The following is a 16,563-nucleotide window of genomic DNA, read 5'->3' as shown; positions in this document are numbered from 1 at the left end:
GTTCGATTTACTTGCCTTCGAGTTTGTCGAGGCGGCCGAAGAGGTCGTAGTCGACGACCTGATGGTGCAGCACTCCCGCGGCGATGACGCCGATGGCGAGCACAATGCCGCCGGTGATCGTCAGCCAGTCGGTGTCGCCGGCGGCGCCGATGGCGAGCATGATCGCGCCCGCGGCACCAATGACGGTGCCGATGCCCGCTGTGGCGTGCCCTTCCTCGCCGTTTCGCAGGGCGTCCGTCATTCGTTTCAGCATGAATCTCCCCCTTCGTATTCGCTGTTCGCGTCGCGATCGTATCACGGCGGGCCGCCGCCTACGCTGCTATGTAAAGCGTCGATCGCGGCGTAGCCCTTCGGGTATACGCTCGATATCCTGCCGTCGATGTATCTCGCGCGCGTCTACGTCACGCTCAAGCCGACGGTCAACGACCCGCAGGGGCTCACAATCCGCAGTGGCTTGCACTCGCTGGGTTTCGCGAGCGTGGAGTCGGTGCGCGCCGGCAAGTACATGGAGATCCGCGTCGATGCTGCTGACCGCGCGCAGGCGGAAGCGCAGGTGACGGAGATGTGCCGCAAGCTGCTGGCGAATCCGGTGATCGAAGACTTTCGGTTCGAGTTGGAAGAGGCCGAAGTCGGAGGTCGGAGGTCGGAGTTCGGAGGTTAACCGTCGTCGCCAATCCGTGTACCCTTGGCCGCATGAGATGGAGCAAAGTACGACAACTCACCGAAGCGAGCTTCGCGGACTCCGTGCGAGGTCGGGTTCGGCTGAACGTCACAACCGACGACCCGCGCACGATGGGACGCATGGAATGCCTCCGCAGCTCGATCATCGTAGACCGAAGAGAGCTGGTTCGGCTTGAGCGGCACAACCGCAAGCTGGTGGTGACCGTCCTCGATCAGAATGGGCGCGTGACAAAGGAAGTGCGGTTCCTGGTCAACCCTTACGACGGCTCAGCTCTATCGGCTCGCGAAACCGAGAACGTGATGGATCTGACGACTGCGTGTTGGCAATACTTGCATTCCGCCGTCGGTGAATCGCTGGCAAGCGCCGATCCATTTGTGCAATCGCTCGCCATCCTAAGCGCGAAGGTTGGTAAGCAACGATTGCGTCGTCTTGCCACGACACCGTTGCACCTCATGCCCGCCGAGTTTCTCAAGCTTCGCCTGGCTGCGGAGCATTCTCACAGTGCCGCATGACGCGCGGGCTGAAAGCCCGCGGTCAACATCGTCGGCTCTGTGCCTCTGTGGTGAAAACGAAAGTCAGGGCCCGAACGGCGAGCCCTGACCTACAACTGAGAACTTACGACTGACGACTCAGTTCTTCGGCGGGTCCAGGATGGCCTGGATCTGGGCCGGCAGGCGGTAGCGGCGTTCGCCCATGCCCGCGACCTCCAGCCGGTGCATGTACTCGTTGAGCTGGCGGCGGAACGCGGCGAGCGCCATCTTGCCGCCCTCGTCGTTGCTGCCGAGCGTGTGACCGAAGAGCATCGCGAGCGACGTGCCGAAGATCGGCGAGCCGCCGGCGACGGGCGCCGTGCCTGAGCCGGCGCCGATGATCGGCTCCGCCTTTTCCAGGTAACTGTGGATCTCTTCGCGGCGTTCCGGCTCCGTCTCGAGGATGTACTTGAGGTGCATGACGCCGAACGCGACGTGTCGCGACTCGTCCTGCGCCGAAAGGCGGAAGATGCGCTTCTCCGCTTCGTTCGTCGCGATGTACTCACCCATGCGGAAGATCGACTGCACGAGGCCTTCGCCCTGCACGTGCATGATCGTCGACATCTCGGTGAAGTCCTTCGCCTCGATGATCACGCGCAGGCCGGCGTTGCCACTGCTGCTCATGAGGCCGCCGCCGTTCGCGAGCGCGCGCTTGCGGAAGACGTCGAGGTGGCGCGCTTCGTCCATGATCTGCGACGCGAGGAACATCTTGACTTCGTAGTGGTCATTGCTGATCTGCGGCAGCCACTGGCTCGGCGTGTCGCCGGCGATGAACTCGACTTCTGTCAGGAACGTGCAGAACTGGCTGTACGCGCGCTCGACGTCGTCGGGCAGGGGCTGTAGTTCGTCCCACGGGATGTCGGTTGCGCTGCTCCACTGGCGCTGCACGGCCTCTTCGTAGAGCATGGCCGCGTTCTCGGACCAGATGTCGGATTTTTCGCGCACGTGGTAGCCGATGCGAGGGACGCCGGCGCGTGACGCCGCGCCGCGGGGCGCCATCGTCATGTTCTCGCTGAACTTCGGGGCGTCGCCGTAGGCGCCCTTGTTGATCTCTTCGAGGGTGAGACCGCGGCGGCCGGGTTTCGCCCAGAAGCCGCGCTCGCCGGTGCTCTGCATCCAGCTCAGGTCGAGATCACTCGGTTCGGGGTCCGCCTGAAGCATGTGTTTGGTGTCCTGGTCGACGGCCATCTGACGTTCCTTTCGGCGAGGTCGCGAAGCTTAGCGCGTGCTAAATAGTAGATTCGCGCACCGGCGAGTGTCAATCGCTCTTCGCTGCGGATTCCACAGAGATTATCGGCCGGTTGACGCGCGAGGCGCGGCCATCCTAGCCGATGCTGCCCTTGGTGCTCGGCGCCTGGCCCTTGAGGCGCGGCTCGATGCGCGTCGCCGCCGACAGCGCGCGCCCGAGCGCCTTGCACATCGCCTCGGCGCGATGGTGGTCGTTCTCGCCGGCGAGCACGCGTGCGTGCAGCGTCAGCTTCGCTTCGGCGGCGATCGACGCGAGCAGGTGCTCGACGAGCGACGCCGGCAGCTCGCCGATGCGGTCGAGCGTCCACGTTACGTCAACAACGCAGAAAGGCCGTCCGCTGACGTCGACCGCAACGGACGCCAGTGCCTCGTCGAGCGGCACCAGCGCGTCGGCCATGCGGACGATGCCCCTGCGGTCGCCGAGCGCGCGGTCCAGCGCCTGCCCGATCGCAATGCCCACGTCTTCGACCGTGTGGTGCTCGTCGACGTGGAGGTCACCGGTCGCCTTCACGCTCAGGTCGAACAGCCCGTGCTTGCCGATCTGCTCGACGAGGTGGTTGAGCATGCCGATGCCCGTATCGGCGGAGGCATTGCCGCTGCCGTCGAGGTCGAGCGTGACTTCGACCTTTGTCTCTTTGGTTTCGCGCGTGACGGTTGCGGTTCGGGCGGTCATGCTCGGCCCTTCGCGACGACGGCAGTCGGATGCACCATCGCTTCTTCCCATGCGCGACGCATGATCTCGTCGACCGTCTGTTCGGCTGATTGCGTCGTAGAGTCGAGCCAAAGGCCGATGCGCGGGGTCGTTTCGGCGATAGACGTTGTCAGCCACTCCCACTCGCGCCAGAGCTGCGTGCCGCGCCGACGCTCGCGGTCGCGCACGGTTTCGAGCGACGGCGTGAGCATGACGAACATGAAGTCGATGCCGGCAAATTCATCGAGCAGGTGCTGCATGCGGCTGCCGACGATGATGTCGTCGAGGACGACGGTGAAGCCCGCGTCATAGAACGAACGCGCGAGCAGGCACATGTTGTGCAGGCGGAGGCCCAACTGGGTCGCCGCTTCGCCTTCGAGGTCCGTATTGGCGTTTGTCTGGCTCGCGACGGGCCATTCGCCGCCTGAAAGGATCATCTTCTGCAGCGTGTCGGCGCTGACGTGTACGCCGCGCTCGAATCGACGCGCCAGGATCGACGACACGGTCGTCTTGCCAGCGCCCTGCGTGCCGGAGATCGCGAAGATTGCGCGCCGTGAGTCGAGTGCGTTATTGCCCAAGCTCTCCCCCGATCTCGCGCAGCGCGTCGATGACGAGCGCGGTGTGCTCTTCCAGCCCGGCGCTGATGCGCAGATGGTTGCGCAGCATCGCCGTGTCAAAGTGTCGCACGAAGATGCCGCGCCGGGCGAGCCGCTCCTTCACCTCGACGGCATCGACGCCTTCGAGGCGGCAAAGCACGAAGTTCGCGTCGGAGAGGTGCGGGTGCACCCAGTCGAAGTTCGCCAGCAGGTCGAAGAGCCTGTTCCGCACGCCGGTGATCTTGCACGCCTGCTCGTCTAACAGTGCGCGGTCCTCGAGCGCGGCGATCATCGCGACGCCGGCGGCGACGTTGAGGTTGTACGGCTGCTTTATGGTCATCAGCACGGCGGCGAGTTCCGGCGTCATGATGCCGTAACCGGCGCGCAGGCCGGCGAGGCCGGCCCACTTGCTGAACGTCCGCAGCACGACGAGGTTCGCGTGCTCGCGCACAAGCGGCACGGACGAATGCTGCCGCCCTGCAAACTCGATATAGGCTTCGTCGATGACGACGAGCAGGTTGAGCTTGAGCATCGACGCGATCTCTGCTTCGGAGATCAGGTTGCCGGTCGGGTTGTTCGGTGACGCAAGGAAGATCGCCTTCGCCTGCGGCGCCATCGTGACGATCGCGTCGAGATCCAGCGAGAAGTCTTCGTTGCGGGGCGCTTCGAGGACGCGCGCGCCGGCGATCTCGGCGCTGAACGGGTACATGCCGAACGTCGGCGGGCAGTTGAGGACGGCGTCGCCGGGCGCGAGCACGGCGCGCATGATGAGGTCGATCAGGTCGTCGCTGCCCTGCCCGCAGACGATGCATTCCGGCTCCATTTCGACGTAATCCGCGAGGGCGGCGCGGACGTTGTGCTGGTCGGGGTCGGGATAAATGTGGTACGCGCCTTCCCTGCGAATCGCCGCCAGCGCTCTCGGTGACGGGCCGAACGGGTTCTCGTTGCCATCGAGCTTGATCACGCGCTCGGGCGGGATGCCGAGACGCTCGGCGAGCACGTCGGTGGGCGTGATCGGCACGTACCCGGGCATGTCGAGGATGTCTGGACGGATCAGCGAGCGCACATCGAAGTCCTTCACGTCGCGGCCTGCGTGCCGTCGCCCCGTGCCGCGGCAGGACGTTCGCCGCCATCAAGGCGCAGTTCGATCGAGCGTGCGTGCGCGGTGAAGCCTTCGGCCCGAGCGATCTTCGCGGCGGCCTGGCCGGCCTCCCGTAACTGCTCCATGTTCACCGCCACGACGCTCGTCACCTTCAGAAAGTCGTGTACGCCCAGCGGCGAGGCGTATCGCGCGGCGCCCGCGGTCGGCATGACGTGGCTCGGGCCGGCGGTGTAATCGCCGAGCGACTCCGGCGATTCATCGCCGACGAAGATGCCGCCTGCGTTGCGCACGGTCGCTACCACGGCGTTCGCATCGGCGACGAGCAGGCAGAGGTGCTCCGGCGCGTACTCGCTCGCCAGATCGACGGCCTCGGCGACACTTTCGACGATCACGGCGCCGCCCCGGGCATCGAACGATGCGCGGGCGATCTGCTCGCGGTCCAGCAGCTTGAGCTGGCGCTCGACCTCGCGAGCGACGGCATCGGCGACGGACTCCGACGTTGTGAGCAGGATGGGCGTCGCGAGTTCGTCATGTTCGGCCTGGGCGAGCAGGTCGGCGGCGGCGAGCATCGGGTCGGCGGTCTCGTCGGCGATGACGATCGTCTCGCTCGGGCCGTAGAGCGCGTCGATGCCGACGCTGCCGAAGACCTCGCGCTTGGCGACGGTGACGAAGATGCTGCCCGGGCCGACGATCTTGTCGACGCGCGGGATGGTCTGCGTCCCGTGCGCGAGCGCGGCGATCGCCTCGGCGCCGCCGGCGGCGAATACGCGGTCGACGCCGGCGATATCTGCGGCGACGAGTTTCAGCGGGTCGACGCGTCCGTCGTGGCCTGCGGGGCTCATCATGATCAGCTCGCCGACGCCGGCGACCTTCGCGGGGATCGCCGTCATCAGCACCGATGAGGGGTACACCGCACCGGGGCTCGTCGGCACGTACATCCCGACACGTTCGATGGCGCGCACCTGCATGCCGATGCCGTCGTCGCTGAACGAGCGGGACGAGTGTTCGCGCTGGCGGCGGTGATACGCCTCGATGCGCCGCGCCGCTTCGCGCAGCGCTTCGGCGAGATCGTCGGCTACGCCGGCGTACGCCGCTTCGATGGCGGCGCGCGGCACTTCGAACGACGTGACGTCAGCGCCGGTGAAGGCCTTCGTATAGCGCGAGATCGCCGCATCGCCTTCGCGGCGCACGTCTTCGATGATGCGACGCACCTGCTGTTCGACCGAGAGGTCGGCGCCGAAGATCGCGGCGTTTTTCTCGCGGATCGCGGCAGGCAGCGCAGTCTCGCCGAGTGGCTGGCGCTTCAGCAGCGTGCGACGTCCTTCTTCAGCGCCGCGCACGATCTTCACGAGAGAAACTCCCTCATGGCGCTGCGCGCGCGGGCGCGGGCGCCGTGCAGGTACTCGTGAATCCGCTCAGCGCCGACATGCTCCCAGGTCCGCCGCAGCAACAGCGGGATCTCCTCGGCGAAACGCGCCTCGGCCTGTTCGTCGTCGAGGCGGACGTCGGGCATGCGCCGGCCAAGAAAGCGCACCAGCCGCTCGACGCTTGGCTGCGTGCCGATGAGATCGACGGAGATGTCACGCCATTGCGTCAGCGACTCGCGCGCGATGAAGTCGATGTTCACTTCGACGGCGGCTTCAACCATGGCGGTGCGGATCTCTTCGACCTTCGCGTGGTCGGCACAGTCTTCGCGCTCGATGTCCCATTGCAGCGCCTTGTCCATGACATCGGCCATGGCGTCGCCGCTGAGTGACGAGCGTTCGCCGAACAGCGGGCGGTAGATCTGGCAGATGTAGTCCTCGTCCAGGACGAGGTGCGAGATGTAGCCGGCCACGAATGCAGCCGTCGGCGCATCGAGCGACCCAGCGTCGCGGAGTTTCGGCTCCTGTTCGAAGAGGCGATGGACGCCGCTCTGTTCTTCGAAGTCGTCGAGGCTGAAGAAGTGCGTGCGTTCACGGTCCCAGCGCGTCAGCGCGCGGATGTCCGGCGTCGTCGCGCCGAGGTAGTAGGCGCCGCGAGCCTCGTCGACGAGCCCGGAGCCGAGCTCGTTCGCCAGGTCGCGAGCGATCGTCAGGTGCAGTCGGAGGCCCGGCATGGCTCACGCTCCCCCGCCAGCGGCGACGGGCTCGGCGGCGCCCGCGCGCAGTCGTTCCACGAGCCGATCGAAGACAGGCCGCAGGGCGCCCTCGGGCGGCCGCTTGTTGGCGATGACGCAGTTCGTCGACTCGAAGAAGCGCTCCAGCACCGTGAGATTGTTTGCCTTCACGCTCGATCCCGTGTCGATGCCCTCGATCAGGATGTCGGCGTCGTCCGGGACAAAGCCCTCCGATGCGCCATTGATCGGGATGACGCTGTAGCGCCCGAGGTGGCGCTCGCGGGCGAAGTGGTCCGCGATGTTCGGATACTCGCTCGCCACGCGGATGGCGCGGCCGGGCGCGCTCTGACGCCACTCGGCTACGGCGCCGCCGATGCTGTCCGCGCGCACGTCCTTCACGATCGCGGCGAGACCGTAGCGCGACCGCCGCAAATCGACAACTTCTTCGACGGGACTCGACGGAAACTGCACCAGGTGATCGAAGAGCCAGTCACGGCCCGTAATCGCCAGATCGAACTGTCCGATGGCGACGTGGCGGGGCATATCATGCGGCCGGATCACTTTCACGTCGACATCGTGACCTTCGACGAAGAGGCGGCGCACGATGCTTTCTTCTTCGTAGCCGGGGACGCTGATGCCCGCCTCGCGCAGTGCGGCGATGGTGTGCGATTTGGCGTGGCCATCCGGCAGCGCGAGCCGCAGGCGTTCGCGCTTCGTCTCGTGTGCGCGCGCGCGCAGGCCGATCTCCGGGACGCGCAGCGCTGCGGCCGGCGCGTTCACCGCCGCCGCCGCGCCGAGCAGCGGCTTCAGCACGCTCGACAGGTCTTTCGATGCCAGCGACTCGCGGTTTGCGATGAGCCAGGCCGAACTGCGCAGCACTTCGCCGAGAGGGCGCAGGCCGTGCGAACGCACCGCTTCGTCGTCGTCGGCGGCGATGAGCGCGAGGTCGGCGTCTTCCGGCGGATACGCTTCGGCGGCGCCCCAGACGCCAAACACGCGATAGCGCGGCAGGCGGGCGCGTCGGGCGATCGCGTCGGCGATGTTCGCATACTCGCTGACGATACGCACGGACGGCTCTGAATGTTCGCCGGCGGCGGCCAGCCAGAGCGCGCTCGCCCCGAAGCCGAGATCGCGCAGCCGAACGACGCGGTGATTCGGAAAGCGCTGCGACAACTCCTCGATCCACGTGAGGCTGCAGATGCCGACATCATAGTTGCCGAGCGCGACCTGCACGGGGATGTCCTTCTCGCGGAACACGCGAGCGACGGCGGCGCCGCCTGCCATCTCGAAGCGGAGTGCGCGGGATCCGGCCGCGAAGGGGCCGATGCCGACGCCGGCATCGTCGAGTGCGGCGGCGACGGGATCGCGCAGGTCGCCGGTCGGCAGCGCAACGCGAATCACGACGGCAGTCCGAGCGCGGCGATCACCTGGGGGAGCGTGTCGAACGAGCGCGTTTCGACGCCGTCGCGCGATAGTTCGAAGCGCGGGCCGGCGTCCCGGCAGCGCAGCGTGTAGTCAGCCGCCGACGCATCCCCGGGCGTCGTGCTGACGATCGCGCCGGCCGCGCGCAGAGCATCGGCGGCGGCGTGCGCGGCGGCGAGCAGTTGCGCCGCATTGGATGAGGTGGTGATGGTGACGCGCGCGTGCGACTGGCGGTCAGGCAGTGGCACGAGGTCGGCGAGCGTGCTCATGTAAAACGCGAACCCGGAAGCCGGTACGCGCGTGCCGCTCACCTGTCCGATCAAATCGTCGTAGCGGCCGCCGGTCGCGAGACGCTCACCGCCGCCGCCGTCGATCTTCATGACGACGCCGGAGTAGTACTCGAAGCTGCGCATCAGCACGGCCTGGATGACGGGCCGTACCCCCGCCGCCTCGAGTGCCTCTACGACGAAGGCGAGGTCATCGAGCGGTTGCGCGAGCCCGGGAATCGCGTCGGCGAGCGCGGACCGCACGTTCGCGAGATAACCGCTACCGGCTCCTTCGACCTCGAAGAGCAGACGCAGCGGAGCGTTGAGCTGTGGGAGGCGCGACTCGATCTCATCGACGACGGTGAGGTCGCCATCGAGCAGGCGGTCGTACGCCGCAGCCTGCTCGCCCGCGCTGAGCCCCGCAGCGGCAAGCACGGCCCGCACGATTGCGGCGTGCGAGAGCCGCACTCTCACGTCGGCGATCTCCAACGCACGGAGGGCCGCGAGAGCCAGCATGACGATTTCCACGTCGCCGGCGAGGCCCGTGTCGCCGATCAATTCGACGCCGCATTGCCATTCCTCGCGGCTCGAGCCGTCGTCGGTGAAGCGAAAGACGTTCTGGTTGTAGAACAGCTTCGCGGCGCGGGCGCCGGCGAGACGGTCTGCGTACAGGCGCGCGACGGGGATCGTCGAATCGGGGCGCAGGACGACGCGTTCGCCGCTCCAGCCGTCCCAATCCAAGAACGAGTAGATGCGGTCGAGCGTCTGCGGCGAGAGCGTGCCCGCGGCAGTGAAGAGGTGGAGCGGCTCGATGACCGGCGTGCGGACTTCGCCGTAGCCCCACGCGCGGCAGGTGGCGGCGAAGGCCGATTCGACGGCCCGCGTCCGGTCCATCTCATCGGGCAGCACGTCCCGCATGCCGCGGGCAATCTGACGTTCGGCGGTCTGCGACACGGCGTTTCCCAGACTGGCAAATCCCCGCCCAATCGGGCAGGGACGTGCCGCATTCTATCGAACGTGCTCCCGGGGCGACAACGCGATCGGCGACTGCGGGTGGAAGGGTATTCATCTCTCTACGGGCGTTTCGGGCCTCGCGCGGCTGACTTCGGCTCTCTCGCGATACAATTTCGGGCGAAGGGGACGACCATGTCGCTGCCTCTGCCCAGGATATCGCTGCACCTGCCGCCGCGCCGCGTGCGCCTGGCGTTCGCGCTGACGTTTCTGCTCGCCGGCCTCCTCATCTCGTGCGCCAGAAGTGTCGACGAGCGCGAAGCGGTACACGTGCTGACGGCCGACGCCGAAGTGAATCCCGTGTTGGCCGGGTACATCGACCGCGGTATCGACGAAGCCGAGCGCACCGATGCGCGCGCCGTCGTGATCAAACTCGATACGCCGGGCGGCCTGGTGAGCTCGATGCAGGACATCGTCAAGCGGATCCAGTCGTCGGATGTGCCAGTGATCGTGTTCGTATCGCCGGCAGGCGGGCAGGCGGCGTCGGCGGGCACGTTCATCACCATGTCAGCTCACGTGGCCGCGATGGCGCCGAGTACGCGGATCGGCGCGGCGCACCCGGTGGCGGCGGGTGGCGGCGACATCGATGGCACGCTCGGCGAGAAGGTGGAGAACGATGCCGCCGCGTACGCGCGCGCAATCGCGGAGGAGCGCGGCCGCAATGCCGACTGGGCCGAGGACGCGGTGCGGAGCAGCGAGGCGGTATCGGCGAACGAAGCCGTCAAGCTGAATGTGGTCGACTTCGTGGCGCGCGACGTGACGGAGGTGCTGACGACCGCCGAGGGCAGGACAGTGCAGGTTGACGGCAGTGAGGTGACGCTCGCGGGTCTCGTCGAAGCACCGCTCGTGTCGAATGACATGACGTTCGTCGAACGATTCCTGCTGATACTCAGCGACCCGAACATCGCGTTCCTGCTGCTCAGTCTTGGTGGGCTGGGTCTGCTGATCGAACTGATCAATCCGGGGATCTTCGCGCCGGGCGTGTTCGGGATCATCATGTTGATCCTTGCGTTCTTCGCGCTTGGCACGCTGCCCGTGAACTGGGCGGGCGTGGCGTTAATACTGGTGGCGTTCGCACTGTTCGCCGGAGAAATCTTCATCGCGCCCGGGATTGGGGCATTCGGCATCGGCGGCGCGATCGCGCTGATCGCGGGCGGGCTGCTGCTGACGACGAGCGATCAGCCCGAGTTCCAGGTGTCGCGCTGGTTCGTGGTCGTCACGGGCGTCGTGTTCGCCGCGTTCTTCCTGATGGTGATGATGGCGATCATCCGGATGCGGAAGTTGCCCATTTCGATGGGCATCGAAGCGATGATCGGACAGCGGGCGCTGGCGCGTTCGTACTTGAATCCGGAGGGCTTCGTGTTCATCCACGGCGAGCGCTGGAAGGCGATCGCCGAGGATGCGCCGATCTCCGAGGGCACGCCAGTCGAAGTGACGTCGGTGCGGGGGCTGACGCTGACGGTACGCCGCCCGGAGGGTGACGCGCAGACGGAGCCTGCTTAGGCGCCGATAGCCCGGACGCGGGCGTAGAGATTCGCGAACTCATCGGGCAGGGCGGCGCGATGGTGTCGCAGATCGGCGCGCACCCCGGCCGCGCGCAACGGCTGGCCGATGAACGCAGCCAGCCGCGCGGCGACGGCAGCCGGGTCAGCGAGCAGATCGTCGTACTCGACGCATGTGGCTTCGAGCGCGTGGGCCTGGATGATCGCGAGGAGCCGTTCGTTTTCGCTGCGCCAGACGTGTGCCACGGCGCGCCGGCCCTCGTCGTCGTTGGACATGCCGAAATAGCGCATGGTCGATGCGATGACTTCGGAAGGATTGCGCAGGCAGACGACGACGCGCGGCGCAGCGTCGAAGGCGTCCAGCCAGGCTTCGAGCGTCCAGCAAAAGCGCGGGTCCTTCCAGGCTGGCGTCGCTTCCGCAGCAAGCTCGCGCATGCGCTCGACGAGCGGCCGCGCGCACGCAAGCATGTGCTCGCGCGAAGCCGTCGCGAAGAAGGCGCCGAGGCCCGCAGTCTGAACGATCTCGTCGTTGAGCTCGACGACGGCCCGCTCCTCGTAGTAACCCTCGGCGTTGCCTTCGTCGGGCGGGATCAGGTCGCGTCCGACGGAGACGCCGGAGTCATACAACAAGCGCGCGACGGCGCTGGTGCCGGAACGGCCGCAGCCGCTGATGATGATCACGCCCTACCAGCGGTTGCGATGCACGTACTCGTCGAAGGGGCGGCGCGCAGCCTCCGGGACGCTCTTCTGCGGCTTCGAGCGATAGCCGAACGCGAGCACGACGGCGAGACGATAGTTCGCAGGCATCCCGAGCGCATCGCGCGCGCAGTCGACGTGGTGCATGGTGACCGGGCACGAGCTGACGCGCTCCGCCCAGGCGGCGACCATCATGTTCTGGGAGGCGCGGCCGGCATCGTACTCGCCGCGCGGCCCTTCGTCGGGGATACCGATCGCGATGAGCAGCGGCGCGGTGGGGATCCATGCGGCGAAGTCGCCGCACTTGGCGACCTCTTCCTTCACGGCCTGCTCGTCGATGACGATGAAGCGGCATGGCTGCGAGTTCTTCGAACTGCCGGCCATGCGCCCGGCCTGCAGGATGCGGCGCAGCGTCTCATCGGCAATGGGCTTATCGGTGAATGAACGCGTGTCTCGCTTGGTGACGATGGTCTTGTAGATATCCACTTGGGCCCCTGTCTTCGCTGCTCGCCGGATGCACCAGTATCTCCGGAGCGCGCGGCGAGGGCTACCGCTGGATCGCAGCGAGCGGTTCGGTGATGATGGCGGTCATGGCCAGATACGGATTTACTTTCCCCTTCGACGGCATGCCCCTGCACGCGCACAAAGAAGCGCTGCAGGAGGCCGAGCGGCTGGGCTACACCGACGCATGGTCGTACGAGATCGACGGCGTTGACTGCTTTACGCCGCTCGCGCTCGCCGCATCCTGGACAGAGAAGATGCAACTCGGCACGGCGATCGCGAACGTGTATACACGCACACCGCTGACGCTGGCGATGTCGGCGATGGGCGTCGCGGAGGCGGCGCCGGGGCGCTTCGCGCTGGGTATCGGGTCGGGATCGTCGGTGATCGTCGAGCGGTGGAACGGGGTACCGTTCGAGGCTCCGTATCGGAAGGTGCGGGACGTCGCGAACGTGCTGACCAAGGCGTTTGCCGGCGAGAAGGTGACGGAGACGCTCGACACGGTGCGCGCGGACGGCTTCCGGATGTCGCGGCGCCTGGTCGCGCCGCCGCCGCTGTACATCGCAGCGCTGCGTAAGCGCATGCTGCGCCTGGGCGGAGCGGTGGGGGATGGCGTGATCATCAACTGGCTGTCGGCGGGCGACGTGCCGAAGGCCGTCGCAGAAGCGCGACGCGGCGCCGAGGAGGCCGGACGCGACCCGTCGAAGGTCGAAGTCGCCTGCCGCATCTTCGTGTGCGTTTCGGAGGAAGAGCCGCTGGTCGACTTCATCGGGCGGCGGTCGATCGCGGCGTACCTGAACGTGCCCGTATACGCGGCATTCCACGAATGGCTGGGTCGAGGTCCGCTGCTGCAGCCGATGTGGGACGCCTGGGGCGCCGGCGACCGCAAAGCCGCGACCGCGGCAATCCCGCGCAGCGTCATCGACGAACTGCTGGTACACGGAGACGCGGCGACGTGCCGTCGCAAGGTGCAGGACTACGTCGATGCGGGGGTGACGATACCGGTGATCAACGTCATCACGACAGCCGCTGACCCCAACGAGCGCGCGCGCCAGTCCGTCGAGATGCTGCGGGCGCTGGCGCCGCGCTAGACGAGCGCCGCCGCCGCGTCCAGCTCGAAGCGCACCTTCATGTAATCGGGGCCGCCCGGTCGCAGCGCACCGCCCTCCCCCTCTTCGATGATCTCAAGGCGCTTGATGCGCGGAATGAGCGTGCGCATGGCGATCCGGCCTTCGAGACGCGCGAGCGGCGCGCCGAGGCAGTAGTGAATCCCCATGCCGAATCCGAGGTGGCGATTCGGGTCGCGGTCGATGACGAACTCCTCCGCGCGATCGAAGGCCTCTTCGTCCCGGTTCGCCGAACCGAGCAGCGCCAGGATGCGTTCGCCCTGCGGAATCGTGACGCCCCGCAGTTCCACGTCGCGCGTGGTGCGGCGAATCGTCGCGGGAAACGGCGGGTAATAGCGCAACGTCTCCTCGATGAAGCTCGCTGTGAGTTCCGGTTCGGCCTTCAATCGAGCGAGCACGTCCGGGAATTCTGCGAGCACGCGCGCGCAGTTGATGATGAGCCCCGTCGTCGTCTCGTTCCCCGCCACGAGCAACACGCGCGACACGACGAGAAGATCTTCGAGCGACAAACGGCCCTCTTCCGCGCTCTCGGCGTGGACCAGCGCGCTCAACAACGTGTCGGTGGGATGTTCGCGCACCCTGGCGATGTGCTCGCGGAAGTACGCGTCAAACTCGAGATTGATCTCTTCGAGGTCGTTGTTGTCCGGATCGAACAACGTGACGCCGATGTTGCGGATGATCGCATCGGACCAGCGCTTGAAGGTCGCGAGATCGCCGTCTTCGACGCCGAGCATGCTCGCGATGACGCCGACGGGCAGCGGATACGACAGACCTTCGATGTAGTCCGGTTCTTCCTGGAGCAGCATCGCGTCGATCAGGCGGTCGCAGTTTTCCTGAATGAACTCGCGCTGCAATTCGACGACGCGCGGCGTGAAGGCCTTCGTGAGCAGGCCACGCATGCGCGTGTGGATCGGCGGGTCATCGAACAAGATGGTGGGCGGACGCGCTTCGCCGCGCACGGAACGCCCGTCGACGCGCGACGAGAACGTGTCGGGATCGCGCAGAATGTTGAGTACGTCGTTGTACTTGGTGACGCCCCAGAACCCTTCGCCGATCTTCACAACGGGGTTCGTCGCGCGGAGTGTCTTGAACAGCGGAAACGGATCGCCGGAGAAAATCGGCACGTCAAACAGATTGGGTTCTTCTGGTGCTGACGGCGGGGATGTTTGGTCGGACATGGCTCCTCCCATTCATTGGCTTCGAGCCATTATTTCGGTGGTGCCTAAGTATCGAGGTGTGCCGAGATCCTGTCAAGCACAGTGCGGACGGCACTTACGGTGACAACGTGGCTACAATCCGAGGACGTGTCCGTCCTGGAAGGGAGCGGCAGTGCCCGATTCGAACGCGAAGCCTGCGCTGGACATGATGAATTACGGCATGTATGTCGTCGGCTCGAAGGGGCCGATGGGCCTCAACGTCATGGCGGCGCACTGGCTCATGCAAATCTCCTTCCAGCCGCGCATGGTCGCGCTGTCCGTCGAGAACGACGCGCGGACGCTGGCGAACATCCGCGAGGAGCGCGTGTTCAGCGTGAACGTCATGGGCGAGAACAGCCACGAACTCGTCGCGACGTTCTTGCAGCCTGCTGATCCCGGCAAGATCATCGGCCGGGCGGCCGAGGGCAAACCGGTGATGGTCGACAAGCTCGCCGGCGTCCCGCACAAGACGATGAGCACCGGCTGTCCGATCCTGCGTGACGCGCTGGCATGGTACGAGTGCGAGGTGGAAGGCGGCATCCCTACGGGCGACCATACGCTGATCGTCGCGCGGGTCGTCGATGGCGGGCAGATCAGTCATGGCAAGCCGCTACGTGACGACGACCTGGGCTGGACGTATTCGGGTTAGCACGCTGCGCAGGCTCAACCAGGGCGGAACTCGATCAACTGCACATAGTTGCCGTCGGGATCACAGAACGTCGAGATGACGCCGCCCCAATACTCACGCCCTTCCCTGCGCACGAACGCGACGCCTTGATCTTCGAGGCGGCGCTGATCGCTCGTCAGGTCATCGACGAACAGGTTGATCATGATCCGCTGTGGCTGCGGCGCCTGCCCGCGGACCTCGCTGTGGCCATCGATGACGACTTCGGTCGCGCCGGCAATGTAGGTGCTCTCGCGGTTGACGTCGGGGTGCGGCGGCAGGCCGACGACGTCGCGGTAGAAGCGCTTGAGTTCTTCCGGCTGCTCGCTGTTGATGTTGACGATGCACTGAGTGACGTTCATGTGCGCCCGGCCATCGTCGTCTGCGGCGCGGCGACGGGGCGCGGGTTCGTCATCACGCGGTCGAGGAAGAGCGCCATGATCGATGCACACTGGCGCCCGAAGTCCGGTAGCGCGTCGAAGGCGTGCGGGGCGCCTTCGTAGAGGTGCAGTTCGGCACGGGCGCCCGCGTCGATCAGCGCGTGGTACATGTGCACGCTCTCGCGGTAATTCACGGTCTGGTCCTTGTTGCCGGAGATCAGCAGCGTCGGCGGAAAGTTGTTCGCGACGTGGCGATCCGGGCTAGCGCCAGCCATCGTCTGCGGCGTGGCGTCGGGCGCGAAGAGTGCGGGAAGAAACGCATCGGCGCGGCGTTCGTAGAGTTCGGCGAGGCGCACGGGCGCGTAGAACGCGATGCATGCGGCGACCGACGTGCTGACGCCGGCGTTACCGCCGTCGCCTTCGAACGCCGGCATGTTTTGCGTGCCGGCGATCATCAGCGAAAGATGGGCGCCCGCAGAGTTCCCGGACACCGCGATCTTCTCCGGATCGACGCCGAGGCGCTCGGCGTTCGCGCGCATCCACCGCAGCGCCGCCTTGACGTCGTGGAGCTGCGCCGGCCACTTGGCCTCGCCTGTCAGGCGGTACTCCGTCGCGACGCACACGTAGCCGAGGCGCCCGAGCAGGATGCCGTAGCCGCGCAACTGCGTACGGTCGCCGCGCACCCAGCCACCGCCGTGCACGAGCAGCACGCCGGGCCGGCGCGGGCCGGGCTGCGGCGGCGTGTACACGTCGCATTTCAGATCGCGGCCGCCGCCGGTGCCGAAGACTACGCCCTCTTCCACCGTCACGCGTCCCGCCTGCGGCTCCGCCATGAACATCTCCAATCGCTG

Annotated in this window: 19 protein-coding genes; 5 read left to right on the top strand and 14 right to left on the bottom strand. The window is 66.6% G+C overall.

Annotated elements, in window-relative coordinates; all coding sequences use genetic code 11:
* Positions 1–7 precede the first annotated feature (7 nt).
* Entirely contained in the window at positions 8–253 is a 246-nt protein-coding gene (locus WEB52_03535) for a hypothetical protein (GenBank protein ID MEX2225505.1), read from the bottom strand.
* A gap of 126 nt (positions 254–379) precedes the next feature.
* Here WEB52_03535 and purS point away from each other — a divergent pair, with 126 nt between their 5' ends.
* Positions 380–661, top strand: coding sequence for a phosphoribosylformylglycinamidine synthase subunit PurS (gene purS / locus WEB52_03530; GenBank protein ID MEX2225504.1), 282 nt, complete (start codon positions 380–382; stop codon positions 659–661).
* Positions 662–693: 32 nt separating this feature from the next.
* Positions 694–1,194: a hypothetical protein gene (locus WEB52_03525; GenBank protein MEX2225503.1), complete on the top strand. Its 501-nt coding sequence runs from the start codon at positions 694–696 to the stop codon at positions 1,192–1,194.
* A 117-nt stretch (positions 1,195–1,311) separates the two neighbouring features.
* Here WEB52_03525 and WEB52_03520 read toward each other — a convergent pair whose 3' ends face one another.
* The 8 genes from WEB52_03520 to WEB52_03485 form a co-directional block, all read right to left on the bottom strand.
* Entirely contained in the window at positions 1,312–2,400 is a 1,089-nt protein-coding gene (locus tag WEB52_03520) for a ferritin-like domain-containing protein (protein MEX2225502.1), read from the bottom strand.
* Between the two features lie 136 nt (positions 2,401–2,536).
* The gene (gene hisB / locus WEB52_03515) at positions 2,537–3,133 is read right to left on the bottom strand and encodes an imidazoleglycerol-phosphate dehydratase HisB (GenBank protein MEX2225501.1); all 597 of its coding nucleotides are present in this window, start codon (positions 3,131–3,133) and stop codon (positions 2,537–2,539) included.
* Positions 3,130–3,729, bottom strand: coding sequence for an AAA family ATPase (locus tag WEB52_03510; GenBank protein MEX2225500.1), 600 nt, complete (start codon positions 3,727–3,729; stop codon positions 3,130–3,132). The genes hisB and WEB52_03510 overlap by 4 nt, the downstream gene beginning before the upstream one ends.
* Positions 3,719–4,828: a histidinol-phosphate transaminase gene (gene hisC, locus WEB52_03505; GenBank protein ID MEX2225499.1), complete on the bottom strand. Its 1,110-nt coding sequence runs from the start codon at positions 4,826–4,828 to the stop codon at positions 3,719–3,721. Before hisC ends, WEB52_03510 begins: the two co-directional genes overlap by 11 nt.
* Positions 4,825–6,198 carry a histidinol dehydrogenase gene (gene hisD / locus WEB52_03500; protein MEX2225498.1) on the bottom strand — a complete coding sequence of 458 codons (1,374 nt, stop codon included), beginning with the start codon at positions 6,196–6,198 and terminating at the stop codon, positions 4,825–4,827. The genes hisC and hisD overlap by 4 nt, the downstream gene beginning before the upstream one ends.
* Positions 6,195–6,947: a zinc dependent phospholipase C family protein gene (locus WEB52_03495; protein ID MEX2225497.1), complete on the bottom strand. Its 753-nt coding sequence runs from the start codon at positions 6,945–6,947 to the stop codon at positions 6,195–6,197. Before WEB52_03495 ends, hisD begins: the two co-directional genes overlap by 4 nt.
* Before the next feature lie 3 nt (positions 6,948–6,950).
* A complete protein-coding gene (gene hisG / locus WEB52_03490; protein MEX2225496.1) occupies positions 6,951–8,348 on the bottom strand; it encodes an ATP phosphoribosyltransferase in 1,398 nt (465 codons plus the stop codon).
* On the bottom strand, positions 8,345–9,589 hold the full coding sequence (locus WEB52_03485) for an ATP phosphoribosyltransferase regulatory subunit (protein ID MEX2225495.1): 1,245 nt from the start codon (positions 9,587–9,589) through the stop codon (positions 8,345–8,347). Before WEB52_03485 ends, hisG begins: the two co-directional genes overlap by 4 nt.
* Before the next feature lie 192 nt (positions 9,590–9,781).
* Between WEB52_03485 and WEB52_03480 the strand changes: the two genes are divergently transcribed.
* The gene (locus tag WEB52_03480; protein MEX2225494.1) at positions 9,782–11,149 is read left to right on the top strand and encodes a nodulation protein NfeD; all 1,368 of its coding nucleotides are present in this window, start codon (positions 9,782–9,784) and stop codon (positions 11,147–11,149) included.
* On the opposite strand, the gene WEB52_03475 is transcribed toward WEB52_03480, so the two are convergent.
* The gene (locus WEB52_03475) at positions 11,146–11,829 is read right to left on the bottom strand and encodes a sulfotransferase (protein ID MEX2225493.1); all 684 of its coding nucleotides are present in this window, start codon (positions 11,827–11,829) and stop codon (positions 11,146–11,148) included. The two genes, WEB52_03480 and WEB52_03475, sit on opposite strands and share 4 nt — an antisense overlap.
* A 3-nt stretch (positions 11,830–11,832) precedes the next feature.
* Positions 11,833–12,330, bottom strand: a complete 498-nt coding sequence (locus WEB52_03470) for a nitroreductase family protein (GenBank protein MEX2225492.1) — start codon at positions 12,328–12,330, stop codon at positions 11,833–11,835.
* 104 nt (positions 12,331–12,434) lie between these two features.
* Here WEB52_03470 and WEB52_03465 point away from each other — a divergent pair, with 104 nt between their 5' ends.
* On the top strand, positions 12,435–13,436 hold the full coding sequence (locus WEB52_03465) for an LLM class F420-dependent oxidoreductase (GenBank protein MEX2225491.1): 1,002 nt from the start codon (positions 12,435–12,437) through the stop codon (positions 13,434–13,436).
* Here WEB52_03465 and WEB52_03460 read toward each other — a convergent pair.
* The gene (locus WEB52_03460) at positions 13,433–14,650 is read right to left on the bottom strand and encodes a cytochrome P450 (protein ID MEX2225490.1); all 1,218 of its coding nucleotides are present in this window, start codon (positions 14,648–14,650) and stop codon (positions 13,433–13,435) included. The genes WEB52_03465 and WEB52_03460 overlap by 4 nt on opposite strands.
* Positions 14,651–14,801: 151 nt before the next feature.
* Between WEB52_03460 and WEB52_03455 the strand changes: the two genes are divergently transcribed.
* A complete protein-coding gene (locus tag WEB52_03455) occupies positions 14,802–15,317 on the top strand; it encodes a flavin reductase family protein (GenBank protein MEX2225489.1) in 516 nt (171 codons plus the stop codon).
* Positions 15,318–15,331: 14 nt separating this feature from the next.
* Here WEB52_03455 and WEB52_03450 read toward each other — a convergent pair whose 3' ends face one another.
* Positions 15,332–15,694 (bottom strand): VOC family protein, encoded by a 363-nt coding sequence (locus WEB52_03450; GenBank protein MEX2225488.1) that lies wholly within the window; start codon positions 15,692–15,694, stop codon positions 15,332–15,334.
* Positions 15,691–16,545: an alpha/beta hydrolase gene (locus WEB52_03445; protein MEX2225487.1), complete on the bottom strand. Its 855-nt coding sequence runs from the start codon at positions 16,543–16,545 to the stop codon at positions 15,691–15,693. Before WEB52_03445 ends, WEB52_03450 begins: the two co-directional genes overlap by 4 nt.
* Positions 16,546–16,563 lie beyond the last annotated feature (18 nt).

Source organism: Dehalococcoidia bacterium (assembly GCA_040902535.1).
Taxonomy (GTDB): domain Bacteria; phylum Chloroflexota; class Dehalococcoidia; order DSTF01; family JACRBR01; genus JBBDXD01.
This window is presented reverse-complemented; position numbering and strand designations above follow the sequence as displayed.

Coding starts and splice junctions, on each gene's coding strand:
- WEB52_03535 (MEX2225505.1), bottom strand. CDS start 253: ATGCTGAAACGAATGACGGACGCCCTGCGAAACGGCGAGGAAGGGCAC.
- purS (MEX2225504.1), top strand. CDS start 380: ATGTATCTCGCGCGCGTCTACGTCACGCTCAAGCCGACGGTCAACGAC.
- WEB52_03525 (MEX2225503.1), top strand. CDS start 694: ATGAGATGGAGCAAAGTACGACAACTCACCGAAGCGAGCTTCGCGGAC.
- WEB52_03520 (MEX2225502.1), bottom strand. CDS start 2,400: ATGGCCGTCGACCAGGACACCAAACACATGCTTCAGGCGGACCCCGAA.
- hisB (MEX2225501.1), bottom strand. CDS start 3,133: ATGACCGCCCGAACCGCAACCGTCACGCGCGAAACCAAAGAGACAAAG.
- WEB52_03495 (MEX2225497.1), bottom strand. CDS start 6,947: ATGCCGGGCCTCCGACTGCACCTGACGATCGCTCGCGACCTGGCGAAC.
- WEB52_03480 (MEX2225494.1), top strand. CDS start 9,782: ATGTCGCTGCCTCTGCCCAGGATATCGCTGCACCTGCCGCCGCGCCGC.
- WEB52_03465 (MEX2225491.1), top strand. CDS start 12,435: ATGGCCAGATACGGATTTACTTTCCCCTTCGACGGCATGCCCCTGCAC.
- WEB52_03460 (MEX2225490.1), bottom strand. CDS start 14,650: ATGTCCGACCAAACATCCCCGCCGTCAGCACCAGAAGAACCCAATCTG.
- WEB52_03450 (MEX2225488.1), bottom strand. CDS start 15,694: ATGAACGTCACTCAGTGCATCGTCAACATCAACAGCGAGCAGCCGGAA.
- WEB52_03445 (MEX2225487.1), bottom strand. CDS start 16,545: ATGGCGGAGCCGCAGGCGGGACGCGTGACGGTGGAAGAGGGCGTAGTC.